The following is a 25,507-nucleotide window of genomic DNA, read 5'->3' as shown; positions in this document are numbered from 1 at the left end:
AAATCCCGCTAACCCTAAAGTTTCTCTCGTTTTCAAAGAAGTGTCTTGCTATTTTAACAAACACATTCCTTGACGAAGCGCTTAGCAACAGCGTCCAAAATGCCAGCTATGCACGGCTTTTTGGGCGCTCTCATTTTCTTGTATAATTAAATTCATAGAAAAGCTATTGATACGATACGTTATAAATGATAAATTGGTTTAATAGTCGGAACATTCTTATGTTTCGAGAAATACTATTGATAGAAAGAGTGAGTTTATGACAAAGCAGCGTATTGAAACAACATTAGTGCAACTAGGTAATCATAGCGACCCGAAAACAGGAGCTGTCAATCCCCCACTTTATTTCTCAACAGCATATAAACATGATGGAATCGGAAAATCTACTGGCTACGATTATACGCGTACAAAAAATCCAACACGTACAATTTTAGAAGATGGGATTGCAAAGCTTGAAGGTGGCGATGCAGGATTTGCTTGTAGCTCTGGTATGGCTGCAATTCAACTCGTCTTGTCATTATTTAAACCAAATGATGAATTGATTTTACCTGAAGATTTATATGGCGGTACATATCGTCTGCTAAAAACGTTTTCAGAAAGCTATAATATTAAACCTGTCTATGCTACATTTACCTCTCTTGAGGAAGTAAAGGCACTAATTAACGAAAACACACGTGCTTTATTCATTGAAACACCTACAAACCCATTAATGCAGGAAATTGATTTAATTGCATATGCGGAACTTGCCAAAGCACATAACTTACTATTAATTGTTGACAATACGTTCTACACGCCTTATTTCCAGCGTCCAATCGAGCTTGGTGCAGATATCGTACTACATAGTGCTACAAAATACATCGGTGGGCATAATGATGTTTTGGCAGGGCTTGTTGTAGCGAAAGGGCAAGAGCTATGTGAACGCCTTAGCTTTTTCCATAACGGGGTCGGTATGACATTAGGACCAATGGATGCATGGTTATTAATTCGCGGATTAAAAACATTGCATTTACGTTTAAAGCAGCATGATGCAAATGCCAAGAAAATTGCAGCTTATTTAGAGCAGGAACCATTAGTAACAGATGTGCTTTACACAGGGAAAGGTGGCATGCTTTCATTCCGTGTAAAAGATGCTGCAATGATTGATCCATTCTTGCAAAATATTAAGCTTATTACATTTGCTGAAAGCCTTGGCGGTGTGGAAAGCTTTATTACGTATCCAGCAACGCAAACACATGCAGATATTCCATACGAAGAACGAGTAGCACGCGGCGTTTGTGACCGCCTATTACGCTTCTCCGTTGGCGTGGAGGAAGCGGAAGATTTAATCGCAGATTTACAGCAAGTATTCGATTTACTTAGAGAGGGAGGGTTTTAATGACGAATCTTGAGACGACGCTTATTCATGGGGCGATTCGAGAAGGCTATGCAGATAAAAAAGGTGCTGTCAATGTGCCAATCTATTTAGCTTCTACCTTCCATCAAGAATCAATTGATGAATTCGGTGAATTTGACTATGCACGCTCAGGCAATCCGACACGTGATGCTTTAGAACGAGCAATTGCAGAGTTAGAGGGCGGCGACCGAGGATTTGCCTTTGCTACAGGTATGGCGGCGGTAACTGCTAGTTTAATGCTGTTATCAAGCGGTGACCATATTGTTATTACAGAGGACGTTTATGGGGGCACTTACCGTTTCGTCACAAAGGTGCTGCCGCGCTTTGGCATTACACACACATTCGTTGATTTCACAGATTTAGAGGCTGTGCGAGCTGCTGTAAAGCCCGAAACAAAGCTCCTTTATATTGAAACACCTTCCAATCCAACACTCGGCATTACCGATATTCGGGCGGTTGTAGAAATTGCCAAGGAGCATGGGGCATTATCCTTTTTAGATAATACATTTATGACACCATTACATCAGCGACCTTTAGATTTAGGCGTGGATATTGTCATACACAGTGCAACTAAATTTTTATCAGGGCACTCCGATATTGTTGCAGGGCTTGCGGTGACTAAAACTGCTGAGTTAAGCGAAAAGCTATACTTTATTCAAAACTCATTTGGCTCTGTTTTAGGTGTGCAAGATAGTTATACTTTAATCCAAAATATGAAAACGACAGCCGTCCGCTACAATGAATCGAGTCGTGTGGCGATGAAAATTGCGCACTACTTACAGGCGCACCCACTTGTTAAGCAAGTATATTACCCGGGTCTAGAAACACATCCTGGCTACGCCGTTCATGCGGCACAAAGTACTTCTGCTGGTGCGGTTCTTTCATTCACCCTACCTAGCTATGAAGTAGCAAAGAAATTTGTCGAGGCGATGAAAATCCCTGTCTTTGCAGTAAGCCTCGGTGGCGTTGAATCAATTTTATCGTATCCTGCCAAAATGAGCCATGCGGCAATGGAGCCCGAGGAACGTTTAAAACGTGGCATTACAGACGGCCTTCTCCGCTTTTCCGTTGGCTTGGAAAATGAAGAAGATTTGCTTGCAGACTTTGCCCAAGCATTGGAAAAAGCTGCACAATAAAGAAAAGCTGAAAATAAATAAATCATCGGAATTAGCCACAAAAGATGCGTTATGAATGTCTTTTGTGGCTAAAAGCTTTCCAGCACCACTTCTCCATAAGCAAACACTTTATCAAAACACAAAAATAAAGCATTTGGAAAGCCTGCCACTGCACGGCTTTCCAAACGCTCCTATACTAAAATACAGATGAAAACCCTATTTTAGCATTTCCATTGCCTCTCTTTTACTAAAGGATAACACCATTAAATCCTGTGTCCATCATATTTTCAAAGTAAGCACCATCTATTCTCCACATGCAAACACCTAAAAAGCGTTCAGCAAGCCTGCCACCGCACGGCTTGCTGAACGCCCTTACTTACGTTCTTCAATTAACGTCTCTAAATCAATAGCAATTGTATCATAGGAAACACCGTCTACGGTTTCCGAGTAGCCAGAATAGTTTTTCACTGCAATTCCTGTTTCATCAACTAAATAAAAAGTATTCATATGCATAATTTGATCATCACCCTCTACTTTCTTAATAAGGGTTTTAAAGGATTTCAAACCGAATTGCTCAATAAATTTTTGATCATAGCCCGTAACAAGCTGCCATTTTGACTCATCTGCAACCCCGTAGCGACTTAAATACTCCGTTAGTACTTCTGGCGAATCATTTTCAGGATCAACTGAAAATGCTACGATATTATAATCCTCAACGCCCTCTTCTACTAAACGATCTTGAATTTCAGCCATATTATTTGTCATCGGTGAACATATCGTCGTACAGTTTGTGAAAATAAACATTGCAAGCCAAGGCTTTCCTTTCAAGCTGTCCAATGTCACTTCTTCACCGCGATGATTCGTTGCTGTAAAATCAGAAACCTCATATGATGTCGTTGGCTTAAATTTATAATTACTACATGCCGCTAAAATCATCGTTAATAACAATAGCACCACAATATGTTTTCTTTTCTTCATCATCTCTCGCTCCACTCTCTAATCGTTAATTTTATCCCGTATTAACAGGCTGTAAGACCCCGACTGGTGAAACTACCAATCAGTGGGGGGTGTACGAAAACCCCCACTGATTGAAGGTTCACTTTATCTTATCGAATTCAGAAAGCGAATACAATAGGTTTGACAGTGAAGACTTTCTGACGAATTTGTGAATCAGCATTTCACAAACAATGGCGTCCTAAAAGCGTGCATAGCACTGCTTTTTAAGCGTTTCATTTACGTTTTATTGAAATAACAGCCCTTTAAAAAAGCAAGATGCCTGTTATCAATTGCATCTCGCTTTGGTTTTTCCTATCTAACCAGTAGAAGTTAACCTAAAATCGTCACATCCTATGCTTAGCCCAACACAATGCTAGCCATAGATTTATTAGTTGCTCTTTTCAGACAGCTCCCTCCCTATTATTGATTGAGCAATTTTATCGAAGTCAGCACTTCATGAATCGCCTCAAGCTTGCTTTCAATACGATACAATAAATAAAAAGAGACAAGTATCGGAAATCCTAAATCTTGTATCATCGTTACCCATTGCTCTATTTTTAGCCCCTCCTTCTTGAGAAAAGAAAAGAAAAAACTGTTTAAAATGGCGTATATTTGGGACAGTCCTAATAAATATGTGCTTTTCATCTCTACGACGCAGGGAGCCGCCCTTAAATTACTTTTCAGACGGCTCACCTTCTAAATAGTCAGTACTTTATTGCTGTTACAACACATTAAATTCCTTTACTGTACGACTTACGATACGTGCTGCTTTTTTTGCTACAATAGTTACATTATCGCGCATAAACACATTTTGCTCGATAATTGTTTGCATTGCAGCAACCACCTCTGCATCCGTTAAGTTAGCTTTCGGCTGTGCTACAGACAATGTAAGTGTTTTTTCATCTGCAAGTTGAAAAATAAGCTGTAATGTATTTGTCATTCATTCCTCCTCCTTTCTACACGAATTTCTAGCCTGCCCCTAAGCTACTACAATGCGTTGTTTATCCGAGCGTGTAATTGTTACTAACGGATAAATGCTTAAGCTAGCTATTGCAGTTGCTACAGCTGCAAGCTGTTCTGCCGTTGCAGTAGATTGAATATTGCGGTATGAAGCTGTTTTATAAAGTGCTTTCCCGTCTGCATTCGTACCAACTTCAAATTGAAGCGTTACTGTTGCTTGCTCAAATTCATATGCTGTCATCTCGCTCCCTCCTTTCACTAACTTATATGGCAATTTGAAGGGAAAAAAGGGACAAGCTTTAAAAAGTTATTTTTCAGTATTTGAAAATGGCTACGCTTTTTGACAAGTTTCCTAGCAAATCATAGGAATTACTTGAAACATTTCGGATGCTAAATAAGGCAAAAGCTTTTATAATAGAGAAAGAGATTGTAAAGAGGTGAATTATTTTGCTTAGTGGCTGGTTTTTATTATTTATCGCTTTTTGGGTTATTGTCATGATAAGCTTGCTAGCAATTGGCGGCTTTTTCATGTTCCGTAAGTTTTTAAAGCGGATGCCGAAAGAGGATGGTAAATCGGATTTAGATTGGCAGGAATTTTATTTAGATAAAACAATTCATTTATGGGGAGAGGACGCAAAAAAATTACTGAATGAACTTACTTCCCCAGTCCCTGAGCTGTTTCGCCAAGTAGCGAAGGAGAAAATTGCAGGGAAAATTGGCGAACTGGCATTGCAGGAGCATGCTACTGCCATTGATCAAGACCTACTTATTCGTGGCTATATTATCGCAACACCAAAACGCGACCATAAGTTTTTACGCAAAAAGCTGGATGAAATGGAGATTGATATAGCACCATACGAGCATTTGTTTTAACAGAGGCGTTCAAAAAACGTGCTTACACACGGCTTTTTGTTGTAAGAATAACCATTTAAAAAGAAAAATAGCTAAGGAGGGATTGATAAGACCCCGCCTTAGCTATTTATTTATACATCCAGTGTTTTTTCTAGCTTTTTAAATTGCCATAGCATCGCAATGCGCCACGGCACAATCATTGCAAACGCTAAAATCCAAAACATGCCGCCAAGCTCACCTATATCTAAGCTATTTGAAAAGATTAATTTTAATATGATTCGAAGTATAAGCAAGCCAATTAAAATAAAGAAAAAGGCCTTTGAACGCTTTAAAAAAATCGCCCCTTGACGCACTTCGAATTTAGATGTAGCAATTAATACGGTCGAAAAAATTAAACCGATTGCGGCTGCTTCTACAATTTGTAGTGGCGCAACACGAAATTCCTCAAAAATAAACATAAGTGCCCCTGTCGACATGGCGATTGGTGGAATAATGATTTTTCGGGCATTTACAGGTTTCTTCTGTGCACGCATACGAATAAACATAACAAAGGTCCCCATTAAAACCGCCATCACAGATGAGCCTATTATTAAATATTGAGAGGGGATAGTATTAAGCATTGTTTCCCTCCTGCTTTAATCAATTAACTCTTATTTTCAAATAATGTATCCACAATTTGTTTTAATTCCTCAGGTTTAAATGGCTTAACGACAAAATCTTTTACACCATACATTAACGCTTCCTTCACATGCCTCTGCTGCCCTAAAGCAGTAATCATAATAATACGGGCCTCTGGAAATTCCTCAATAATATGCTTCGAAGCCTCTAACCCTGTCATGATAGGCATCGTTAAATCCATCGTCACTAAATCAGGCTGCAATTCTTGAAAAAGTGCTATAGCCTTTTTACCATTTGCCGCTTGCGCTACAACTGTAAAACCCCAGTTTTCAAACAAGTTACTAATAAATGAGCGCATAAAAAGCGCATCATCAACGACCATAACTGTTGGCATAGCACTCCTCCCCTTTAACTAGAATCCTGTGAAACCGCCAAACAGTCCAGAGAATATACGAATAATATATTCTAAACCGTTAAAGAAGAGTAAAATACCGACAGCAATCATAATATATCCGCCAACTTTAACGATTTTTTGGCTATTTTTACGAATCCAATTCATTCTCGTTATAAAGAATGATAACACAAAGAACGGAATCGCAAAACCAAAATAATAGGCAAGCATATACCATAGCCCAGCATCAGGCTTCGTACTCGCCAATAAAATGATAGAGGCTAAAATCGGTCCTGTACAAGGTGTCCAGCCTGCCGCAAAGGCTAAGCCAATTACACCTGAACCAAAATAACCCGCTGGACGATTTTTAAATTGAAATTTATGGTCCTTCGCTAAAAAGTCAATTTGTAGCCAGCCGACAATCATTAAACCGAATAAAACAATTAAAATCGCACCAACTTGGCGCAACAGCTCTTGATATTGCAAGAAAAATTCATTGACGAATGTTGTACCAAAGCCAATGGCAATAAAAATAATCGAAAAACCGATTAAAAAGCTTAACGTATGTAAAACCGCCTGCTTTTGCATCATGCCTTTTTCTTTTGTTAATTCCGTCAAGCTCATTCCTGTTATGTACGATAAAAATGCTGGATAGAGCGGCAGTGTACATGGTGAAATAAAGCTTAAAAAACCCGCACCAAATGCTAATAGTATATTTAGATCCACACCTGTATTCATATTTCTTTTTTCGCTCCCTTACTGTCATGCTTTCATCGTATCAAATTGTACAAGAAAATGCGCTTGTTTCGACTGTGAAACTTTTATGGCAAAATAGTGAAACAGCCTTTCATATTAATGGACTTACTTTCGGCTTTATGCTAGTTTGCGCTTTTTCATGAGCTGCTCTCGCAACGTAGAAAGGGAGAAAAGCGCGAGGGCTAACCAAATAGCGGAAAATGCCAATATCTCCATCTTTGTAAACGGCTCCTTATACAAAACAACACCTATTATTAACATCGTTGTCGGCGCTATATATTGTAAAAAGCCAATTAAATAAAGCGGAATGCGCTGTGCTCCTTTCGCAAAGCAAATCAAGGGAATTGCCGTCACAACACCACTTGCCATCAGCAATACGTCTGTCGATAAGCTAATATGTAAAAACGAAGCGGTTCCTTTTTGGAATAAATAGGCATATAAAATAAGGGCAATCGGCAATGTAAATAATGTTTCAATTGCCAAACCACGTAGTGCATCTAGCACAACCCTTTTCTTCAATACCCCGTAAGTCGCAAAGCTAAAAGCTAAACAAAGGGCAATCCAAGGAAGTCGTGCATAATTGATTGTCATAATAAGCACACCTACTAGCGCAATCAGCACAGCACCAAGCTGTACACGCGTCAATCGCTCCTTGAAAAAAAGCATCCCAAACAAAACCGAAATCAACGGATTAATATAATAGCCGAGGCTCGTTTCAAGCATTTGATGACTATTCACCGCATAAATAAAAACAAACCAATTGACCGTAATCATAAATGAAGCGGCTACTAACGAAACGAGCTGCTTTTTATGCTGCCATAAATACTGTAAATCGCCAAACAATGCGCTCCTTTGCCCAATCATCAAAATGGCAAGCACTGTAAAAATAAACGACCAAACAACACGCCCCACTAACACTTCTACACTATCAACATGCTCTAGTAGCTTCCAAAAAAGAGGCAACACACCCCACATCGCATACGCTAAAAATGTATACACTATTCCTTTTCTCTCTTCACTCATCTCAGGCATCTCCTATCTTCTCTCACGCTCCTATAATAACATAAAATATATTTCCTCCACTTCAACAAAGAGAAACTTTTTTAAAGCATTCGTAATAACAAAACGGATGTGGGGGAGCTGTTTCTCTCCTCATCCGCGCTTATCATCCTCGAGCTCCTCTTAGTTTAAAAGCCGTAATTCACACATCTAAACATACCTCCCTAGGAAGCATGATATTGGTCACTCATTTGTTGCGCGTGAGTGGTTTTTCGGTTGAAACAAAAATAGAAGTTCCATCACAACCATTCACGCCCATTCATCATTTCCATCACAATGCTATCTGTAATCAAAGGACTTTTGGACAACAATCAGTATAAAAATATTGCCTTAGGTACACATAGAAATATCATGACTTGCATATTGAATTATTTTAATAGTTTCATCGGATATGACTTTTGGGAAAATTCAACGAAACCCGATATTTATCAACTTACTTTTGATGGCTATCGTTAACTAAATATGCGAAGGTTGTATGATAGGTTTTCACTATAGAAAATGAAAAGTCCCCAATAGAACGACCATAAGTAAAACACCAAAGCTATCGCGCCTTGGTGTTTGTTTTTTATTTCTATAAGCTTGTTATACCGTTTTGTAATAAATACATTTTATAATACAAGCCTTGTTGTGCAAGTAGCTCTTGGTGTGTGCCGCGCTCTTTAATTTCTCCTTGGTGCAGCACTAAAATTTGTTCAGCATCTTGAATCGTTGATAAGCGGTGGGCAATTGCAATTGTTGTACGCCCTTTTCGCATTTTCTCTAAAGAATGCTGAATGGCAACCTCAGTTTCCGTATCAATAGCAGCAGTTGCTTCATCCAAGACAAGCACTTTTGGATTCGTCGCAATTGTTCGTGCAAATGCAAGCAATTGACGCTGCCCACTTGAAAATGTCGAGCCGCGCTCCGTCACCTTTTGCTTATATTTATCAGGTAGCGTATTAATGAACTGGTCTGCCTGCACAAATTCTGCAGCCTTCTCCACATCAATATCAGTTAACTCCTTATTATATAAACGGATATTACTTTCAATCGTTCCATAAAATAAAAACGGATCTTGTAGGACAAGCCCTAATTTATGGCGAATTTCCTCTTGGCTAAAAGCTTTAATTGACTGACCATCAATGCAAATATCACCTTTTTCAAACTCGTAAAAGCGCATTAATAAATTGATAATCGAGCTTTTACCGCTACCTGTATGTCCTACAAGTGCTACTGTTTCACCCGGATTAACTGTAAAGGAAATATTTTTTAACACATCCTTTTGCCCATCGTAGCTAAATGTCACATCTTTAAATTCAATGCGACCATCTGAAATTTTGCCAGCTAGATTTTGCTGCATTGGCTCAAGCTCCTCTTCATCTAATAAGATAAACACACGAGAGGCTGCAACGAGTGCCTGCTGGAAGATGGCTAAACGCTCCATCACTTGATTAATCGGCTCAAAGAAGCGGTTAATATACGTAATAAACGCATACACAACCCCTATCTCAACAGCTGTTTCTAGCGATGTTTTACCAAAATACAAAAGCAGTAGCACGATGGCTGCAAAATAAACCAAATCGACAACAGGACGTAGCAACAAGCTGTTTAGCTTTGTATTGTCCATCATTGCCTTATAGTGCTTTTCATTAATATCGTCAAACTCGTCATTAAAGCGCTTTTCTTGGCGGAATGCCTGCACAATGCTCATACCAGATAAAGATTCCGCAAGTTTAGCATTCAATTCACTCAGCTTTTCACGCATTTCCATATAAACGACTGAACTATATTTGCGATATAAATAAATAATATAAATAACGATCGGTAGCAGCACTAAAGCAAATAAAGCAAGTACAGGATTCATTAAAAACATTGCGATATAGACACCGACAATTAAAAACCCTGCCTGTACAAAGCTAATTAATACACCAACAAACATATCCTTAATTGCTTCGGTATCGTTTGTCGCCCTTGAAACAATGGAACCAGCTGGTACACGGTCAAAATAACGCATGCCTAGCTGATGAATTTTCGTAAATACATCAATGCGTAGTTGCTGAATAATTTTCAGCGCAATTTCCTGGAATTTCACTAGCTGCAAATAGCTAATAATTACATTTAGAATTTGAATTACCGCATAGCTAATCGCTAAAATGAGTATTGGCTTCGTTTCAAAATTGCCAATCGCTACATGGTCATCTAAAAAGATTTTAATCAGATACGGTCCGAGCACATCCCCAGTAACCGTTAAAACGAGTAAAGCAAGTGCAATAACAACCGCTTTTTTATGAGGAATTAAGTAGCGCAATAAACGTTTTAAAATAGCAGCTTGCTCTTTCCGTGAAAAGGTTGGCTGTTTTTCCATGCTACATTCCCCCTTTCTCTACTTGCTGTTCTAGCTGCTGTAATTCATACATTTCATAATAACGACCTCGTAAGCTCATTAACTCCTCATGTGTCCCTTTCTCCACAACCGTTCCTTCATGCATAACGATAATGATATGTGCATGCTGGATGGCACTTAGGCGGTGAGACGTAATAATCGTTGTTTCGTTTTCACGTGAAGCCTTTAATGCTTGTAAAATCGCTTCCTCCGTTTTCGCATCTACAGCCGACAGTGAGTCGTCTAAAATTAATAGCTCAGGCTCCATCATCAATGCACGGGCAATGGAAATACGTTGCTTTTGCCCCCCTGACAAAGAAACGCCACGTTCACCGACAATCGTGTCGTAGCCTTTTGTAAATTGTAAAATATCCTCATGAATATAAGCTAAGGTAGCTGCATGCTCCACCTTTTCTTTTGCTGCCTGCGGGTTTGTAAAGGCAATATTTTTGTAAATCGTTGATGAAAATAAAAAATGATCCTGTGGTACATAACCAATAGCCTCGCGCAGTGCCAGCATCGTATAATCATCAATTGAAATATCACCGTACGTAATATGCCCTTTATAGCCTTCAAATTCACGTAAGAGCAACTTTAATATCGCTGTTTTTCCAGAGCCTGTCTTACCGACAATGCCAAGTGTCTGCCCCTGCTGTAAATCAAAATGCACATTCGTTAAAGATGGCCTTGCATCGCCCGGGAATGTAAAGGAATCAACATGGAAAGATAAATGTCCTTTTGGTCGCACATCATATGCGCCCGTTTTATCTTTAATTTCAATCGGCTCATTCAATAACTGCTCGATGCGGTCATAGGAAGCAGAGCCTCGTTCCACAATATTAAATAACATGCCAATCGCTAGCATCGGCCAAACAAGCAAGCCTAAATATGTAGTAAAGGCAATTAAATCACCAATTGTCATTGCCTCTTCCATAATAAATTTGGCACCAAAAGCTAAACTCAAGAAAAAGCTAACGCCAATAACAAGGCTAATCGTTGGGTCAAAAAGTGAATCAATTTTTGCAACACGCATATTTTTCTCCACAACATCATCAGATAAACGTGTAAAGTCCTCGATATCATCACCCTGCTGCCCAAATGTTTTAATAACCTTCATACCTGAAATGCTTTCCTGCGTTTTATCGTTTAAATCAGAAAAGGCTGCTTGTGCATGGCGAAAGCGCTCATGTAATAGCTTGCCGTAATAGTTTGTCAGCAAGGCCATAAATGGCATCGGTATTAATGCGATTAGCGTTAAGCGCCAATCAATCGTAATCGCCATCGCTAAAATAACAAAAGTACCTGTCGTAATCGAATCAAATAATGTGAGTACACCCCCACCTGCCGTCTGCTGTACAGCGGAAATATCATTCGTGGCGTGTGCCATTAAGTCTCCAACACGTCGTTGTTGATAAAAGGAAGGCGACATCTTTGTAAAATGACGAAACAATTTTTCTCGCAAATTTTTTGCTAAATAGTTAGACGAGCCAAAAATCATTTTACGCCAGTAATAGCGCAGTACATACATCAATATTGCTACCGCAACAATTATCCCTACCCATTTTGTTAAAGAGCCTGCTGTTAACGTCCCATCACCGATTTCATCAATTGTATAACCAATTACTTTCGGTGGAACAAGCTGTAAAATCGCTACAAGCGTTAACATGAAAAGACCGATAAAATACTCGCGACGGCGCTCTTTAAAAAACCAGCCGAGCTTTCGAAATACTTTCATTGTTTCTCCCACCTTTATATTTTGACCTGCCTATTTTAACAAATATTCGAACATTATTGAATAGTATTTCAATTATTTGTTTCGATTTTTGAAATATTTCAGTCGAAGGGCTGAAGGGGCTGTCCAAAAAGCCGTGCATAACCGGCATTGTGGACAGTGGCGATAATGTTTTACAAAATATTGACTCAATTAAATAGAGAAGGCGTCTTTTAAAATGGGATGAACACTGGCTTTAGCAGTGTTACCCTTCAATAAAAGTAGGGCGATGAAAATCTTTATTTCAATGCGCTCTCAAAATAAAATGAGCTTTTCCGACAATCCTGACATCTTCTATTGAAGTTACTGTCAGGCGAATTGATTAACCTTGATTTTAAAAAGAACGCCTCGTATTCAAAGATAACTCTCGCTATATTTTCCCTAACCCCAGCTACCACACGGCATTTCGGTCACGCTCTGAAAGAAATACGTCCCATTCTCTTCACATAAAAAAACACCGCTAAAAGCAGTGTTTTCCTCTCATTTTCAAAGCCGGCTATCACACGGCTTACTGGACGCCCTTTATGTTGTTACTTTAAAGACCGTTTTAATTTTTTGAATTAAGCCACCTGTCGAGTATGTTAACACACTGCGTTTATAGAAGGAGATGCTTACTAAATACATTGCAAATGTCGAAGCGACTAAAATAGCTAAAGATAGTAGCGGCTCAAGCACCCCTAAATCTGTTGCACCGATGCGCATTGGCATAACCATACCAGATGTAAAAGGTACATATGAACCTATTTTTACTAATAATGTATCAGGATTAGATGTAGCTGTCACCATAATAAAGAAAGCGACAATGACTAAAATCATTGCAGGCATCATCGCCTGTGAAGCTTCCTCTGGTTTGGATACGAGTGAGCCAAGCAATGCACCAATAATTAAAAACAAGAAAATTGTGACAAGTAAAAAAGCTGCGACATAGAGTAAATATTGACCATGTAGCTCTGCTAAAATTTCACTAACCATCGTCCATTTCGCGCCGCCATCTGTTGTTTTCAATAAGATAAACAGCGTTCCAAATAACAATGCAAATTGTGATAATGCAACTAAAAAGATGCTTGTTACCTTCGCTTTAAAATGCGTTTCTGCCTTTACGCTAACAAGTAACATTTCTAATGCGCGTGAACCCTTTTCTGACGCTACATCAGAAGTAACAATTGATAAAAATGAAATAACAAATATATACACAAGGAAGCCAGCAACATATGATACGAACATCCCTGCTGATTTTTGCTCCTCTGACTTTCCATCCGTAGCCGCTTCATTTAACGTTTTCATGGAGATTTGCGGCGCGGCATTTAATAATTGTGCCGATTGCTCAGCCGTTAAATTCAATTGGTCCATTGCATAAAACTGCCCAATTGTATGTGCAGTAGTAGATAATTTTTGCTGCATTGTTAGCGGCAGTGGGTTAAGCGATAAAAGTTCTACCTCTAACGTCGCATTTGCTGCCGAAAAAACTACCGCTGCATCATATCCTTCATTTTTCAACGCTTGTTCCGCATCGGGGGTAGAAGCAAATTGGGTCCAAACAATATCTCCATCCTCCAGCATCTTGCCTACCTCAAAGCTTGTTGTATTCACATAAATAATTTCATCTGGCTGGCTTGAAAAGAGTGCTTCTTTTATATCAGACCAGAAGAAAATTAATGAAATCCCTAAAATATAAAGAACTGTAGTAATAATAAATGATTTCGCTTTTAACTTCTGCTTATAGTTTTCCTTTAATAAAATGAAAAACTTAGACATGATTGCCACCTACCTTGTCTTTGAAAATTTCGTCTAGTGACAAATAATCTAAACTGAATTTCTCAATATATGTACCTGCTGACACGACTTCAAAAATATCCTTCGCATAATGTTCATTTTCTAAAGTCAGTACATATTGATCTCTCTCTTCCTTCACAGATAGAACACCACGCAAGCCAGCAAGTGCCTCTTTTGACATCTGTGTACGAACCGTTAATTTCGTTTTGCCGTACTGCTTTTTCAAATCTAAGAGTGAGCCTGAAAACAGGGAGACTCCACGCTTTAACAAACATAAATGATCGCATAGCTCCTCGACATTATCCATTTGGTGACTTGAAAATAAAATAGTCATCCCTTGCTCTTTTAAAAATAAAATCGAATTTTTTAGTAAATCTTTATTCACTGGGTCAAGACCACTAAACGGCTCGTCTAAAATTAAAAACTTTGGTCGATGAATGAAGCTAGCAATTAACTGTACCTTTTGCTGATTTCCTTTGGATAATGTTTCAGCCTTATCATTGCGCTTTTCCTCAAGCTCAAAACGCTTAATCCAAAAATCTGCCTCTTTCTTGCAATCATCCTTTGTCATGCCACGCAGCTGTCCAAAATAAATCAATTGCTCCTCTACCTTCATTTGCGGAAAAATACCACGCTCTTCAGGTAAATAACCAAGCAAATCACGATTAACGCTCTTGATTGGGGCCCCTTCCCACGTAATCTCTCCCTCCGTCGTCTCCTGTAAATCTAAAATCATGCGAAACGTCGTCGTTTTCCCTGCACCATTTTGGCCTATTAATCCAAAAATCTCACCAGGTGAAATTGAAAAATCCAAGCTTTGAACCGCTGTAAAGTCCTTATAGCGCTTCGTTACATTTTGTAATACTAGCAACTAAGCCATCTCCTTTCTTTAACTCCGATAATCAATATACGGCTGGATTGTAAAAATGTTTCATAAATTCTCAAAACTTTTTATTCAACATGTTCTTTTTCAGTATAATAGAATAACATCGTTACATAACAAAATATACGAATCGGAATATTAGAAGGTGAAACAATGAACTTTGGAACAACATTACAGAAAATACGCAAAAATCGACAACTAACGCAAAATCAGCTAGCATGCGGCATTGCCCAACAAGGTACATACTCGCGTATTGAGCGCGGACAACTCGCAATAAGTGCCGAACGCTTGTGCAGTTTGCTGACAAGCTTAATATGACGGTAAATGAGTTTATTTATATCCATCTCCAACATCAAATTAGCGAGCGTGAAAAAATAACGAGAGCTTTTGCAGACATGGATTTGACAACCCCAATGGCAATTAAAAAGCAGTTGAAAATTGCACAGCATTATCTCGAGCAGCATGCAGACGATTATATCGAAATGCTCGTTGATGCTTACCAAGCACTACTTGTTTTAGTAGAGCAAGACGACTTGCAGAAAGCCCGTCTCATTGCAGAAGGTATTTGGGTAAATATGCAAAGATTAGATTATTCGTATATTAATGACCTAGAGCTTTTAAATTCTATCTTATTTTTGTTTCCGCTTGACTCAGCTGTGGAAATTGTAAAAGTAGTTATCAAACGTCTGGATATGTATAACGATTATTATAAAGACTTAACCTATTTAAAAATTTATTTTCATTTGAACTTGTGCATTATTTATTTGGAAAACAAGAAATACGCCATATGCCTTACAATGCTCGAGCGTGTCTATAAACAATTTAAAAGAAAGCTCTCTTACCAAATACTCAGCTATATTTACACATATAAAGCCATTTGCCTGTTTCATTTAGACCGCCAAAATAACGAAGAAATAAGCAATTTAACGACATTAATGAGGCTCTATGATGAGGAGGAAAATTTATCGGTGTTACTACATGAAATTTCCATTCAATGCAAAGAAAAAAGCGCAAAAAACTGTTCAAAAAGCCGTGTATAGCCGGCATTTTGAACAGTAGCGATGAAATTTCACAAATATTACTACATAAAAATAGGGAGCTTCCCTTTTAAAAATTTGATGAATATTGACTTTAGCAGTGTTACCCTCCAACAAAAACAGAGCGTTGAAAACCTTTATTTCAATACGATGTCAAAACAAAATGGACTTTTCAGGCAATCACTTTATTTACGGGCGAATTTAGAGGTTTTACGAGCGGATTTGTACTGTTTATGAGCGAATTTTGCCCTCAATTGAGCGATTCAATACTTTAGACCTAAAAACAAGCGGCAATCGCCTTACAGATTAAGGAAAAGTGTCGTTGATAGCATGCGACATCATATTTTGAATTAACGAAGCACACTTCAATAAGTATTGCTTGTGGTAAAGCATTTAAAAAAGCTAAATCTGTTCGTTGTTTTGCTCCACGATTGCGCAACCCACTCACCTGACTAATTGCCGCACTTATTTTAGAAGCAAGCAGTTCCATTTCTTTCCGTCTATAAAGCACCTCGGTTCCTAACCCATTATTCGTCGTCTGTGCAACTGCATTAAAATGCACACTGACATGCAGCCCCTTCCCTTTTTGATGTGCTGCAATTAAATAGTTTAAATTTTGCCGCTGATTTGTCGAACAATCATCTAAAATAATCCGTACTTTCATCCCCTTATTCTGAAGCAAACCTGCTACACATTTTACAACGCGCCTCGCCTCCGTCACTTCATCAATAATGCCCACTGCTCCTGTTCCTACATGCCAATGCCCTGCACTTAAATTCATTACCATTCCCCCTTTTTATTTAGATAGAAAAGGGCATATAAAAAAGGGACAGATAGAGCATTTCTCTCTACATATCCCGATTAATTTAAACTAATGTTTCAATACAAAGCTTAATAGCCATCGTTAAATCTGTTTGTGACCAGCTTGGCACTTTGCCATGCTCAATTGCTAGCTGGTGTGATGCTGGAATATGAATAAACCCTGCTGGGATAGAGCCTTTTGTTTCATATAACAATGTATACATTAATAAATTACACACATATGTACCAGCCGTATTTGATATTGCCGCAGGATAACCCGCTGCTGTTAGACGATTAACCATTTCTCGAATTGGCAATGTAGAGAAATAGCCATCTGCCCCGTCCAGCGCAATCGCTTCGTCTGTCGGCGTATGTCCTGAATTATCCTTTGCTCCATCCATCACATTAATTGCGATACGCTCAGGTGTAATTTTACTACGCCCGCCTGCAAGTCCAAGCGCTATTACAGCGTCAGGCTTTTCATCTATTAAAAGCTGACGAATCTGTTGCTGTGCTTCGGCAAACTCTACTGGCAACAGCTTTCCTACAATTTGATATGCCCCTATTTCCTCTCCGTTTAAAGCTTTAATAACTTCCTCAGTAGGATTTAATGTAAATTGTAAAAATGGCTCAAACCCTGTTAATAATAATTTTTTCAACGTTATTTCCCCCTATACTAAAAACCGTATTTTTTGAAAAGCTTATGAAGCAGTGTTTTGACAAAATAAAAAATAATAGCGGCACTCGCACCAAACAACATAATAACGCCTAATGGTCCACCAGATGCAGTAAAAAATAAAAAATAATACGGCAACATGAAGAATGCTCCAAATGCTGCATAAGCTAAAATTTCGAGTGAAGGCAGCTTCCAAAAGCGGTCAAGCAATATCGAAACCGCAATTCCCCCTACAAAATAGGCAGGCGCACTTAACAATAAAAACATTTGAAAAAGCTTCGAAAATGGAAATAAATCAACTTCAGGTGTAAAGCCTGCATAAGCAAATAACAGACTAAATAATAATGTTGCAATTGCCGCAATCACACTTTTCCGACCAATTTCTTTTATCATAAAGAACCTCATTTAATATTTTTATTTATTTTAACATAAAAAAGCTATTAGGAAATAGGGCTGCCACACAAATGCGTTTTTAGATAGCCCTATTCTAATAGCTTAAATACACTACATTTTCTTTAGCTTTTCATATTCGAGTTGTAGTTGCTCAATGCGTTTGCGACCTTCTTCACGGTTGCGAATTGTTTCCTCTTGAATTTGTTTTGTTTCCTCGATACCAGCCATAATTGTTTGCCATGTCGTTTCAATCGTATCGATAGTAATACTTGGGCTACCAGCTGAACGAGCAATCGTAACAGAATTTTGGCGAATATTTTGTGCGTTGCGCACAAGCATTTCATTCGTTCGCTTATCAAGCTCAATCATTGAGTCTGCTACAAGCTTTTGTCGCTGCATTGTAACAGCATGTACAAGCCCTTGCTTAAAAATCGGTATTGTCGTAACAAAGGCTGAGTTAATTTTAGCAATTAAATGGTTGTTTCCTTGCTGCATTAAACGAATTTGAGGTGCAGATTGAAACGACACTTGCTGAGCCATTTCTAAATCGTAGCGGCGCTGCTCTAATAGCTCCACCGCACGTTGCACCGTTTCATATTCTAAAACAGCTACTTGATCCCCTGTATTTGCTTGTGCTTCGAGTGTTGGTAGCTGGCTGTTTAGCTGCTCTACCTTTACCTCTACAGCCGCAATATGTTCACTTAAACTATGGAAGTAGTTTAAGTTTTCATCATACATTTGCTCAAGCTCCATTGTATTACGTTTCATTTCAACTTCGTATTTTTGTATTTCATTATAAACGACGTCAACTTCTTTATTCATCGTATCATATTTTGACAACAGCCTTTCTAGCTGCTCCTTGCTTTTAGAAAACAAGCGCTTAATTAGACCGCCTTTTTTCTCTTCTTTGTCAAAATCTTTCGGATCAAAACGATCCATAATTGTATTTAAGTTGCGCAGAAGCTCACTTGAACGCTCCAATTTGCTCGTTTTAATTGTCGACAGCATGCGATCTGAAAATGTAGAAATGCCGTGAGCCGTTTCTTTCCCGAACTCCAATACGGCAATTTGATTATTGACATCAATTTTATCAGCTAATGCTATAACTTGTGGCTCCGTTTTCAAAGCAATTTGACGCTTACGAATTTGCGAATATTCCTCATTTGAAACAAGCTGCTTAGGCTCGACCTCTACTAATTCGGTTGTCGTTTCTTTTTTTGCATCTAAGTCTTCAAATAATGGATTTTTATATTCAGACATATTCATCCCCCAATTCTTATCGTACTACTTATATTGTACATTATTTTGTCATACTTCATATACGAAAAAAATACGTAGAAGGTTTCGTTTTCTTTTTTATTAGGATTTTTTTAGTTATTGTTGCAAATTAAATTTTCACTATTATACTAGCCACTCTTTATAAAGAGTGAGAAAAAGGAAAGTAACATGTATGAAAATGATGACAATTTTAATTCATTCTCTCGATACAGAGAGAAACGTTTTATCGAATGAAGCTGCTAGTCCAATTGTTGTATTTCAATCCATTCTCTCAATGCAGAGAGAGACAGGAAGGAGTATTGCTTCAACATAAGACCAACATTTCAATCCACTCTCTCAATACAGAGAGAGACAGCCAAAGGCGACAGCATGGAGCCAACTATCATATTTCAATCCACTCTCTCAATATAGAGAGAGACCCCCGGGTCGGTCTCACTAGGACAATAATTTAATGATTTCAATCCACTCTCTCAATATAGAGAGAGACTGCTTCGTAAAGTTCTTTTGCTTTTTCATAGGTATTTCAATCCACTCTCTCAATATAGAGAGAGACGTAAACTCTATGTTGGTTTTATCTAAATCGGTTTATTTCAATCCACTCTCTCAATATAGAGAGAGACACAGAAGCAGAGAAAATAAGAAAAGAACTAGTAATATTTCAATCCACTCTCTCAATATAGAGAGAGACTAGAATAGTTGAAAGTTAATGTGGATAGGTAAGATTTCAATCCACTCTCTCAATATAGAGAGAGACGCTCAATAACTGATACTAACGAACGTATTACACTTATTTCAATCCACTCTCTCAATATAGAGAGAGACTAGATACACTTTGGTTAGGAACAAGCTATCGAATATTTCAATCCACTCTCTCAATATAGAGAGAGACAGCGAAAAACAACGGAAAATTACTAATTAGCATCGATTTTTACTAAAAAATAAATAACGAAAGGAATATTGTCGCACTCTACCTACCATATAAATCCAAAATCGAATAGCTGGTAGGTGCGAATCTCCTTGGAAAAGTGTGTTTGCTTCACATTCGCACTTTAAACTTATAATTTATTATAGCAAATTAAAAATTACTTGAAAGCTTATTTGAATGATGCTATTAATTCACGATGATTGTTTTACATCATGAATAATTAATTTCCTTTCCTATTAATAAATAATTACATTTACTACTTCTGCCGGTCTTACATCTAATGATTTTAATTCACTTTTTGCTAGCCAAATTGGCTCAAATATCCCTGTATATATTTCTGGATTGCTATATTCAGGGCCCTTACCTGTACCAACTTTTCCATCAACTATTTTTGCGCGATAGTAAAATTGTTGGCCGTTGAATTGAACCTTGCATAGTAACTCCAATAGCTCAACAACGACACCTACTTCTTCTAATGCCTCGCGAATAGCTGCTTGTTCAATTGTTTCATCCTGTTCTACCTGACCTCCTGGAAAAACAAAATAGGTTTGTCCATTTTTTATACGTTTAATTAATAAGACATTATTATTTTCTTCTATGACAACTGCGCTACGAATCCCCAACATATTACCCCTCCATCTTTTATGAATATGATAAAATATAACTTCAAAAGGAAGTGATTTGATGCGTTACTTACTAGTTGGTCTTGCTGGAGCTCTTGGAGCATCTTTACGCTACGCTATTAGCATTTATTTCGGTGAGCAGTTTAATAGCGATTTTCCGCTTGCCACATTGTCCATTAATTTAGTTGGTTCTTTATTACTTGGCTGGCTTACTAGTTTTTTACCACGCTTTCCAAATATCAACCCGAATATTTCAACAGCGATAACGACAGGATTTCTTGGTGCATTTACTACTTTCTCTGCCTTTAGTGTAGAGTGTGTAGCATTATTAACGAATGGACAAGCGATTGTCGCTTTTAGCTATATCACTCTAAGTTTAGTTGGTGGCTTTATTTGTGCATTTGTTGGCTTACGTTTCGGTACAAAGGAGGGTAATTTATGATTTACGTCGCAATTGGTGGTTTTTTTGGAGCTATTAGTCGCTTTGCCATCAGCAATTGGGTAAAGCAGCATGTTCACACATATTTCCCGCTCGCTACGTTTTGTATTAATTTACTTGGCTCGTTTTTATTAGGTGTATGCATTGTACTTTCACCTAATTCATCATGGCAGCTACTATTTGGTACAGGCTTTTTAGGTGCATTTACGACATTTTCTACTTTCTCTGTCGAGAGCGTGAAGCTTTATGAAAATAAAGGGCTGCTCGCAGCCGTGCTTTATATGAGTGCGAGCTGTCTCCTAGGTATATTACTTGCATTTGCAGGTGGATGGTTAATGGGCGTCTAGCATTTCTGGGACGCTCCTATTTAATTTCCCACTCCACCGTGGCTTCTCCAGCTGCCCTATTTCCTGTAAGAACAATATAATATGTACCGTCCTTTTGGATTTCTACTTGATAACGATTTGCACCGAGTTCCTCTTGACCAATAGGATGACCTTGCGCATTTTGGAAACTGTACCCTCCCCCACCATTTCCAAAATGAATAACAACTTCAAAAGTAACAATATCGCCCTTTTCCAGCTTTAAAGGAATTTTATGCTGACCATTGAAATACTGATACGTTACATCAAATGTATTTTCAGTTATCGTTTCTTGCCAGTCTTTTTTTGTTGTGAAATCGAACTGAATCATAATTAGCAAAAGTAAAGGTAGTGCGATGAATGCAATGTTAAATGCTTTAGAATTTTTAGCAATTGTTTGTCCGCCTAAAAAAATACCTGCTACTAAAGCACCTGTAACACCCGCAATAAAAGTAAATATCGATAAGCCAAATGGTAAGAAGAAGAGAAAGCCCGCTAAAATATATAAAGCATTTTTATAACGGGTAATTTGCTGCCATTTTTCTATCACTGCATCAATAATGCAAGTTATAATAATTCCATAGCCAAAAAGTATTGCCCAAAGCGTCCATGAACGTGCCGCTTCACTAAACTCATATAAATTAAAATTCGTGATTACAAGTAAATAGCCAAAAATAATTGAAAGGGCAAAGCCAGCCGCTGCTAGCTTTGATGAAATATAGTGCCATACCATCACAAGTTCCTCCTACAGTTTTTTCGTAAAACAAATAATGCAGTTTGCTTCGATAAAGCCTAGCTATACATGCGTTCTCAAGCTCTCTTCATTGTTTTAATTCACAATCACTTACAAACTCCACACAGCCTTGCGGACGAGCCCATTCTCCACATGTAGCAACTAATTTTTTCACAATACATTGCATGCGGGCATTCGCCTCCACATAAAAGTGAAAATCCAATAAGTAGAGGGGGTTTCCTCATCCCCACTGATTGTTAGTTGAACCAATTGGGCAGTGAATCTCTCACTTATCCTTAAGTCGATTTTCACTCAAGTCTTGAATTGGGTGTCTTACTGCCCGTTTATGCGGAATAAACCTTCTAAGTAGCCGACAGGATTCGTCTTCGTTCCTTCACATAATCAAAACGCTGTAAAGCCAATCACCTGTTTCACCAAATTTTTTGGGCTAATGTCGCGACTTGCTGTGCGTCTCCAATGCTGCTTCTCTCAGTCTCATTTTCCCTGCTCCTTAAAATATGGCTACCTTTCTTTATTTCTAAATAATATTTCCATTTTAATATAATTACAGTAGAAAGAATACTCTACTTTAAATAGAGTGCTAAACAATTTAACATGAGTAGTATGGGTTTTTATCTATACAAATAATTTTTATCGTTTTTCCAAGCAGGCTTTTCAGTTCTTTTTTCAGCACTTCAATTAAATGAAGCCCTGCATATCCTCCACCGACGATAACAATTGTTTTCATTATAAAAACTCCTCCTTTTATCCATACAATGAATAACAAGGAGGAGTTGTGACATAGCTATTAAAACTTTTATTCATTTAGTTTTTTTGCTGAAGAGATGAAAATTTTTTAACCGTTTCCTCTATATTTTCACTTTGACAAATCGCGGAAATAACCGCGACGCCATCCGCCCCTGCTGTCAGCACCTGTTCAGCACGCTCCGCTGTAATACCACCAATTGCAACAATTGGAAATGTAGGATATGTCGCTCTCGCCTTTGCTAAAAATGCGACGCCTGCTGGCTCGTTTGCATCTGCCTTTGAAATAGTTGCGAAAATTGGCCCAATGCCAACATAATCAGCTCCACCTGCTACAGCAGCCTGCATTTCGTCCTCATTGTGAACGGATACACCGATTATTTTATCGGGTAGCTGCTGGCGAATTTTCACTAACTTCATATCATCCTGTCCAACATGAACACCATCAGCATCAATAGCTAGTGCTAGCTCAATGTCGTCATTAATAATAAAGGGAACATCATATGCAAGGCAAAGTGCCTGACAGCGCTTTGCAAACTCTAGTAGCGCAGCACCTTTAAGTGCCCCTTCTCCCTTTTCACGCAATTGAAAAATAGTTACACCAGCCTGTAATGCTTCTTCTAAAATATGAAGCGGCTCACGCTGACAATTTATAGTACCCATAATAAAATAAACGGCTAGCTTCTCACGTTTCAATGCAGCTTCACCTGCCCTTTCATTTGTGCTTTACGATACGCAAAATGATTCGTTGGCCCATGTCCATTTCCAATATTTAATGGGTGTGAAATCGCTGCTTGAATGAAATGCTTTGCTTCTATAATAGCATCACGTAAAGCATAGTCCTTTCCTAAAAATGCTGTTAAAGCTGCGGAAAATGTACAGCCTGTCCCATGTGTATGCGGTGTATCAATGCGTTCACTGCTCATCGCAAAGAAGGAGCCGTCAGCAAAATATACCATATCAACAGCTTCCTCACCCTCTAAATGACCGCCCTTCATCACCACACATTGCACACCAAGTTCTAAAATTTTCTTTGCCGCTATTTCAATATCCGCAACTGTTGTAATTGTAATGCCTGTAATTTCCTCAGCCTCTGGAATATTCGGTGTAAGGACGGTTGCAATAGGTAGTAACTTCGTTTTTAATGCATAAATCGCCTCTTGCTGTAACAAGCTTGCGCCACCCTTTGCAATCATAACAGGGTCTACAACAAGCTGCACACTTTGCTTGCGTAGCTCTACCGCTACGGCTTCAATAATTTCTGCGGAAAATAGCATACCCGTTTTTACAGCAGTTACTTGTAAATCCTCAAACACCGCGTTCATTTGGGCAACGATAAATTCAGGGGAAGCAGCTAAAATATCCGATACACCAAGGGTATTTTGAGCTGTTAACGCTGTAATCGCAGATGTGCCATAAACGCCTAGCTCCTGAAATGTTTTTAAATCTGCCTGTATGCCTGCTCCACCACTACTATCTGAGCCAGCAATTGTCATAACAATATTCACATTCATCAGCCTTTCGCATATTTTTCTAAGCCATTTAATACTTCTACTTGAAACGAGCCGATATATGTCGAATTGTGCTCCGCTTCTTCAGCTATTAGCTTATACGTTTGTAAAAGCGATGCCAAATTGGCTACCGGTTCTCCTTCAAGTGTTAGCGCCGCAGTACATAGTGCACTTAATAAACAGCCTGAACCTGTAACGAATGTCATGCGCTCATGACCACCCGTTACTTTTTCTATAATTTTTCCATCTGTCACAATATCTGTCGCACCTGTTACAATAACAATTGTAGCATATTTTTTGGCTATTTCTTGCGCAACAGAAATGGTATCAATATTTCCTTGCCCACTATCGACTCCTTTTGCTTGCCATTCTACACCAGCTATGGCAGCAAGCTCCCCTTCATTGCAGCGAATTAATTGGAACTGCACTTGCTGCAATAGACTTTGAATTACTTGCTTGCGATAGTTCGTTGCACCAACCCCTACAGGGTCTAGCACAACAGGTATCCCGTGCTTATTCGCCGTTTTTCCTGCCGCAAGCATCGCAGGAACTTTAGATTGGTTTAATGTGCCGATATTAATTAATAAGCCGTTCGAAATGGAGGTCATTTCCTCCACCTCACTCACTTCATCAGCCATAACTGGTGAAGCACCAATTGCTAAAAGTCCATTCGCTGTAAAATTTGCTACTACGTAATTTGTTATACAGTGAATAAGTGGATGCTGTTGTCGAATTTTACTTATCGTCATCGTTTGCAACCTCTTTCTCCAAGTTTTTTATTTTCCGGAAAGCTCTATCGACTAATTTGAAGCTCATTTCTTTTTCAAACCTAGCCGAAAAATGAAATCTAAAATTAGCATTCGATAATAGTCGACAAAAAAAGCCCTCTAAACATAGAGAGCGTCAAATACAAGGAAAAATTACTACCGTGTACTTTGCTCCCTACGCCAGTGTTAACTGAACAGGTTCTAAGGGTCAGGTTTTAACCTTCTCAACGCCAAAAGCGTCCCCCTGCAAATTGTTGTCATTCATTATCGT

Annotated in this window: 29 protein-coding genes, 1 CRISPR repeat array and 1 riboswitch; of the genes, 7 read left to right on the top strand and 22 right to left on the bottom strand. The window is 38.5% G+C overall.

Annotation, left to right across the window (positions count from 1 at the left end):
• Positions 1-256 precede the first annotated feature (256 nt).
• On the top strand, positions 257-1,372 hold the full coding sequence (locus tag C9J36_RS07560; RefSeq protein WP_066163238.1) for a methionine biosynthesis PLP-dependent protein: 1,116 nt from the start codon (positions 257-259) through the stop codon (positions 1,370-1,372).
• On the top strand, positions 1,372-2,526 hold the full coding sequence (locus tag C9J36_RS07555; RefSeq protein ID WP_107942698.1) for an aminotransferase class I/II-fold pyridoxal phosphate-dependent enzyme: 1,155 nt from the start codon (positions 1,372-1,374) through the stop codon (positions 2,524-2,526). The genes C9J36_RS07560 and C9J36_RS07555 overlap by 1 nt, the downstream gene beginning before the upstream one ends.
• Before the next feature lie 351 nt (positions 2,527-2,877).
• Here the strand turns inward: C9J36_RS07555 and C9J36_RS07550 are convergent, their stop codons facing one another.
• The 4 genes from C9J36_RS07550 to C9J36_RS07535 form a co-directional block, all read right to left on the bottom strand.
• Positions 2,878-3,486 carry an SCO family protein gene (locus C9J36_RS07550; protein WP_066163242.1) on the bottom strand — a complete coding sequence of 203 codons (609 nt, stop codon included), beginning with the start codon at positions 3,484-3,486 and terminating at the stop codon, positions 2,878-2,880.
• A 435-nt stretch (positions 3,487-3,921) separates the two neighbouring features.
• Positions 3,922-4,056 (bottom strand): YvrJ family protein, encoded by a 135-nt coding sequence (locus C9J36_RS07545; RefSeq protein ID WP_082798926.1) that lies wholly within the window; start codon positions 4,054-4,056, stop codon positions 3,922-3,924.
• A 166-nt stretch (positions 4,057-4,222) separates the two neighbouring features.
• Positions 4,223-4,441: a DUF2922 domain-containing protein gene (locus C9J36_RS07540; RefSeq protein WP_066163245.1), complete on the bottom strand. Its 219-nt coding sequence runs from the start codon at positions 4,439-4,441 to the stop codon at positions 4,223-4,225.
• Between the two features lie 39 nt (positions 4,442-4,480).
• Positions 4,481-4,702: a DUF1659 domain-containing protein gene (locus C9J36_RS07535; RefSeq protein WP_107942697.1), complete on the bottom strand. Its 222-nt coding sequence runs from the start codon at positions 4,700-4,702 to the stop codon at positions 4,481-4,483.
• 206 nt (positions 4,703-4,908) lie between these two features.
• On the opposite strand from C9J36_RS07535, the gene C9J36_RS07530 reads away from it, so the two are divergent.
• The gene (locus tag C9J36_RS07530; protein ID WP_201261895.1) at positions 4,909-5,334 is read left to right on the top strand and encodes a DUF2621 domain-containing protein; all 426 of its coding nucleotides are present in this window, start codon (positions 4,909-4,911) and stop codon (positions 5,332-5,334) included.
• A gap of 110 nt (positions 5,335-5,444) precedes the next feature.
• Here the strand turns inward: C9J36_RS07530 and C9J36_RS07525 are convergent, their stop codons facing one another.
• From C9J36_RS07525 to C9J36_RS07490, 8 genes are all read right to left on the bottom strand, one after another.
• A complete protein-coding gene (locus tag C9J36_RS07525; RefSeq protein ID WP_066163250.1) occupies positions 5,445-5,933 on the bottom strand; it encodes a CcdC family protein in 489 nt (162 codons plus the stop codon).
• A gap of 23 nt (positions 5,934-5,956) precedes the next feature.
• Complete coding sequence (locus C9J36_RS07520) at positions 5,957-6,325, bottom strand: response regulator (protein WP_107942695.1); 369 nt, start codon at positions 6,323-6,325, stop codon at positions 5,957-5,959.
• A gap of 18 nt (positions 6,326-6,343) precedes the next feature.
• A complete protein-coding gene (locus C9J36_RS07515; protein ID WP_066163254.1) occupies positions 6,344-7,060 on the bottom strand; it encodes a cytochrome c biogenesis CcdA family protein in 717 nt (238 codons plus the stop codon).
• A gap of 135 nt (positions 7,061-7,195) precedes the next feature.
• Positions 7,196-8,101: an EamA family transporter RarD gene (gene rarD, locus C9J36_RS07510; RefSeq protein ID WP_066163256.1), complete on the bottom strand. Its 906-nt coding sequence runs from the start codon at positions 8,099-8,101 to the stop codon at positions 7,196-7,198.
• Positions 8,102-8,708: 607 nt separating this feature from the next.
• On the bottom strand, positions 8,709-10,481 hold the full coding sequence (locus C9J36_RS07505) for an ABC transporter ATP-binding protein (protein ID WP_066163262.1): 1,773 nt from the start codon (positions 10,479-10,481) through the stop codon (positions 8,709-8,711).
• Between the two features lies 1 nt (position 10,482).
• Complete coding sequence (locus C9J36_RS07500) at positions 10,483-12,234, bottom strand: ABC transporter ATP-binding protein (RefSeq protein ID WP_107942694.1); 1,752 nt, start codon at positions 12,232-12,234, stop codon at positions 10,483-10,485.
• A gap of 558 nt (positions 12,235-12,792) precedes the next feature.
• Positions 12,793-14,025: an ABC transporter permease gene (locus C9J36_RS07495; RefSeq protein WP_066163266.1), complete on the bottom strand. Its 1,233-nt coding sequence runs from the start codon at positions 14,023-14,025 to the stop codon at positions 12,793-12,795.
• Positions 14,018-14,914 (bottom strand): ABC transporter ATP-binding protein, encoded by an 897-nt coding sequence (locus tag C9J36_RS07490; RefSeq protein WP_107942693.1) that lies wholly within the window; start codon positions 14,912-14,914, stop codon positions 14,018-14,020. The genes C9J36_RS07495 and C9J36_RS07490 overlap by 8 nt, the downstream gene beginning before the upstream one ends.
• Positions 14,915-15,079: 165 nt before the next feature.
• Here C9J36_RS07490 and C9J36_RS17295 point away from each other — a divergent pair, with 165 nt between their 5' ends.
• On the top strand, positions 15,080-15,244 hold the full coding sequence (locus tag C9J36_RS17295; protein ID WP_161956393.1) for a helix-turn-helix domain-containing protein: 165 nt from the start codon (positions 15,080-15,082) through the stop codon (positions 15,242-15,244).
• A complete protein-coding gene (locus tag C9J36_RS07485) occupies positions 15,217-15,966 on the top strand; it encodes a hypothetical protein (RefSeq protein ID WP_161956392.1) in 750 nt (249 codons plus the stop codon). Before C9J36_RS17295 ends, C9J36_RS07485 begins: the two co-directional genes overlap by 28 nt.
• A 274-nt stretch (positions 15,967-16,240) precedes the next feature.
• On the opposite strand, the gene C9J36_RS07480 is transcribed toward C9J36_RS07485, so the two are convergent.
• The 5 genes from C9J36_RS07480 to C9J36_RS07460 form a co-directional block, all read right to left on the bottom strand.
• Positions 16,241-16,744, bottom strand: a complete 504-nt coding sequence (locus tag C9J36_RS07480; protein ID WP_161956391.1) for an N-acetylmuramoyl-L-alanine amidase — start codon at positions 16,742-16,744, stop codon at positions 16,241-16,243.
• Positions 16,745-16,829: 85 nt separating this feature from the next.
• Positions 16,830-17,423 carry a pyroglutamyl-peptidase I gene (locus tag C9J36_RS07475; protein ID WP_107942690.1) on the bottom strand — a complete coding sequence of 198 codons (594 nt, stop codon included), beginning with the start codon at positions 17,421-17,423 and terminating at the stop codon, positions 16,830-16,832.
• Between the two features lie 17 nt (positions 17,424-17,440).
• On the bottom strand, positions 17,441-17,833 hold the full coding sequence (locus C9J36_RS07470; protein ID WP_066163275.1) for a hypothetical protein: 393 nt from the start codon (positions 17,831-17,833) through the stop codon (positions 17,441-17,443).
• Between the two features lie 111 nt (positions 17,834-17,944).
• Positions 17,945-19,093: a toxic anion resistance protein gene (locus tag C9J36_RS07465; protein ID WP_107942689.1), complete on the bottom strand. Its 1,149-nt coding sequence runs from the start codon at positions 19,091-19,093 to the stop codon at positions 17,945-17,947.
• A gap of 205 nt (positions 19,094-19,298) precedes the next feature.
• A CRISPR array of direct repeats spans positions 19,299-20,000; the repeat unit is 33 nt; unit sequence ATTTCAATCCACTCTCTCAATATAGAGAGAGAC.
• A 272-nt stretch (positions 20,001-20,272) separates the two neighbouring features.
• Positions 20,273-20,662: an NUDIX hydrolase gene (locus tag C9J36_RS07460; protein ID WP_066163279.1), complete on the bottom strand. Its 390-nt coding sequence runs from the start codon at positions 20,660-20,662 to the stop codon at positions 20,273-20,275.
• 58 nt (positions 20,663-20,720) lie between these two features.
• Between C9J36_RS07460 and crcB (C9J36_RS07455) the strand changes: the two genes are divergently transcribed.
• Positions 20,721-21,101 carry a fluoride efflux transporter CrcB gene (crcB, locus tag C9J36_RS07455; protein ID WP_107942688.1) on the top strand — a complete coding sequence of 127 codons (381 nt, stop codon included), beginning with the start codon at positions 20,721-20,723 and terminating at the stop codon, positions 21,099-21,101.
• Positions 21,098-21,445: a fluoride efflux transporter CrcB gene (crcB, locus tag C9J36_RS07450; protein WP_107942687.1), complete on the top strand. Its 348-nt coding sequence runs from the start codon at positions 21,098-21,100 to the stop codon at positions 21,443-21,445. Before crcB (C9J36_RS07455) ends, crcB (C9J36_RS07450) begins: the two co-directional genes overlap by 4 nt.
• A 16-nt stretch (positions 21,446-21,461) precedes the next feature.
• On the opposite strand, the gene C9J36_RS07445 is transcribed toward crcB (C9J36_RS07450), so the two are convergent.
• From C9J36_RS07445 to thiM, 5 genes are all read right to left on the bottom strand, one after another.
• On the bottom strand, positions 21,462-22,193 hold the full coding sequence (locus tag C9J36_RS07445) for a hypothetical protein (protein WP_107942686.1): 732 nt from the start codon (positions 22,191-22,193) through the stop codon (positions 21,462-21,464).
• A gap of 610 nt (positions 22,194-22,803) precedes the next feature.
• Positions 22,804-22,941 carry a hypothetical protein gene (locus tag C9J36_RS17290; protein WP_161956390.1) on the bottom strand — a complete coding sequence of 46 codons (138 nt, stop codon included), beginning with the start codon at positions 22,939-22,941 and terminating at the stop codon, positions 22,804-22,806.
• Positions 22,942-23,018: 77 nt separating this feature from the next.
• The gene (gene thiE, locus C9J36_RS07440; RefSeq protein WP_066163287.1) at positions 23,019-23,654 is read right to left on the bottom strand and encodes a thiamine phosphate synthase; all 636 of its coding nucleotides are present in this window, start codon (positions 23,652-23,654) and stop codon (positions 23,019-23,021) included.
• The gene (thiD, locus tag C9J36_RS07435) at positions 23,651-24,466 is read right to left on the bottom strand and encodes a bifunctional hydroxymethylpyrimidine kinase/phosphomethylpyrimidine kinase (RefSeq protein WP_201261894.1); all 816 of its coding nucleotides are present in this window, start codon (positions 24,464-24,466) and stop codon (positions 23,651-23,653) included. The genes thiE and thiD overlap by 4 nt, the downstream gene beginning before the upstream one ends.
• 5 nt (positions 24,467-24,471) lie before the next feature.
• Entirely contained in the window at positions 24,472-25,218 is a 747-nt protein-coding gene (thiM, locus tag C9J36_RS07430; RefSeq protein ID WP_066163289.1) for a hydroxyethylthiazole kinase, read from the bottom strand.
• A gap of 173 nt (positions 25,219-25,391) precedes the next feature.
• Positions 25,392-25,492, bottom strand: a riboswitch (TPP riboswitch).
• Between the last annotated feature and the right edge of the window lie 15 nt (positions 25,493-25,507).

It is taken from the genome of Metasolibacillus fluoroglycofenilyticus (genome assembly GCF_003049645.1).
In the GTDB taxonomy this organism is placed as follows: domain Bacteria; phylum Bacillota; class Bacilli; order Bacillales_A; family Planococcaceae; genus Metasolibacillus; species Metasolibacillus fluoroglycofenilyticus.
This window is presented reverse-complemented; position numbering and strand designations above follow the sequence as displayed.

Coding starts and splice junctions, on each gene's coding strand:
- C9J36_RS07520 (WP_107942695.1), bottom strand. CDS start 6,325: ATGCCAACAGTTATGGTCGTTGATGATGCGCTTTTTATGCGCTCATTT.
- C9J36_RS07500 (WP_107942694.1), bottom strand. CDS start 12,234: ATGAAAGTATTTCGAAAGCTCGGCTGGTTTTTTAAAGAGCGCCGTCGC.
- C9J36_RS07535 (WP_107942697.1), bottom strand. CDS start 4,702: ATGACAGCATATGAATTTGAGCAAGCAACAGTAACGCTTCAATTTGAA.
- C9J36_RS07525 (WP_066163250.1), bottom strand. CDS start 5,933: ATGCTTAATACTATCCCCTCTCAATATTTAATAATAGGCTCATCTGTG.
- C9J36_RS07480 (WP_161956391.1), bottom strand. CDS start 16,744: ATGAATTTAAGTGCAGGGCATTGGCATGTAGGAACAGGAGCAGTGGGC.
- C9J36_RS07445 (WP_107942686.1), bottom strand. CDS start 22,193: ATGGTATGGCACTATATTTCATCAAAGCTAGCAGCGGCTGGCTTTGCC.
- C9J36_RS17290 (WP_161956390.1), bottom strand. CDS start 22,941: ATGAAAACAATTGTTATCGTCGGTGGAGGATATGCAGGGCTTCATTTA.
- C9J36_RS17295 (WP_161956393.1), top strand. CDS start 15,080: ATGAACTTTGGAACAACATTACAGAAAATACGCAAAAATCGACAACTA.
- C9J36_RS07550 (WP_066163242.1), bottom strand. CDS start 3,486: ATGATGAAGAAAAGAAAACATATTGTGGTGCTATTGTTATTAACGATG.
- C9J36_RS07555 (WP_107942698.1), top strand. CDS start 1,372: ATGACGAATCTTGAGACGACGCTTATTCATGGGGCGATTCGAGAAGGC.
- C9J36_RS07460 (WP_066163279.1), bottom strand. CDS start 20,662: ATGTTGGGGATTCGTAGCGCAGTTGTCATAGAAGAAAATAATAATGTC.
- C9J36_RS07515 (WP_066163254.1), bottom strand. CDS start 7,060: ATGAATACAGGTGTGGATCTAAATATACTATTAGCATTTGGTGCGGGT.
- thiM (WP_066163289.1), bottom strand. CDS start 25,218: ATGACGATAAGTAAAATTCGACAACAGCATCCACTTATTCACTGTATA.
- crcB (WP_107942687.1), top strand. CDS start 21,098: ATGATTTACGTCGCAATTGGTGGTTTTTTTGGAGCTATTAGTCGCTTT.
- C9J36_RS07560 (WP_066163238.1), top strand. CDS start 257: ATGACAAAGCAGCGTATTGAAACAACATTAGTGCAACTAGGTAATCAT.
- C9J36_RS07540 (WP_066163245.1), bottom strand. CDS start 4,441: ATGACAAATACATTACAGCTTATTTTTCAACTTGCAGATGAAAAAACA.
- C9J36_RS07470 (WP_066163275.1), bottom strand. CDS start 17,833: ATGATAAAAGAAATTGGTCGGAAAAGTGTGATTGCGGCAATTGCAACA.
- crcB (WP_107942688.1), top strand. CDS start 20,721: ATGCGTTACTTACTAGTTGGTCTTGCTGGAGCTCTTGGAGCATCTTTA.
- C9J36_RS07495 (WP_066163266.1), bottom strand. CDS start 14,025: ATGTCTAAGTTTTTCATTTTATTAAAGGAAAACTATAAGCAGAAGTTA.
- C9J36_RS07465 (WP_107942689.1), bottom strand. CDS start 19,093: ATGTCTGAATATAAAAATCCATTATTTGAAGACTTAGATGCAAAAAAA.
- rarD (WP_066163256.1), bottom strand. CDS start 8,101: ATGAGTGAAGAGAGAAAAGGAATAGTGTATACATTTTTAGCGTATGCG.
- C9J36_RS07505 (WP_066163262.1), bottom strand. CDS start 10,481: ATGGAAAAACAGCCAACCTTTTCACGGAAAGAGCAAGCTGCTATTTTA.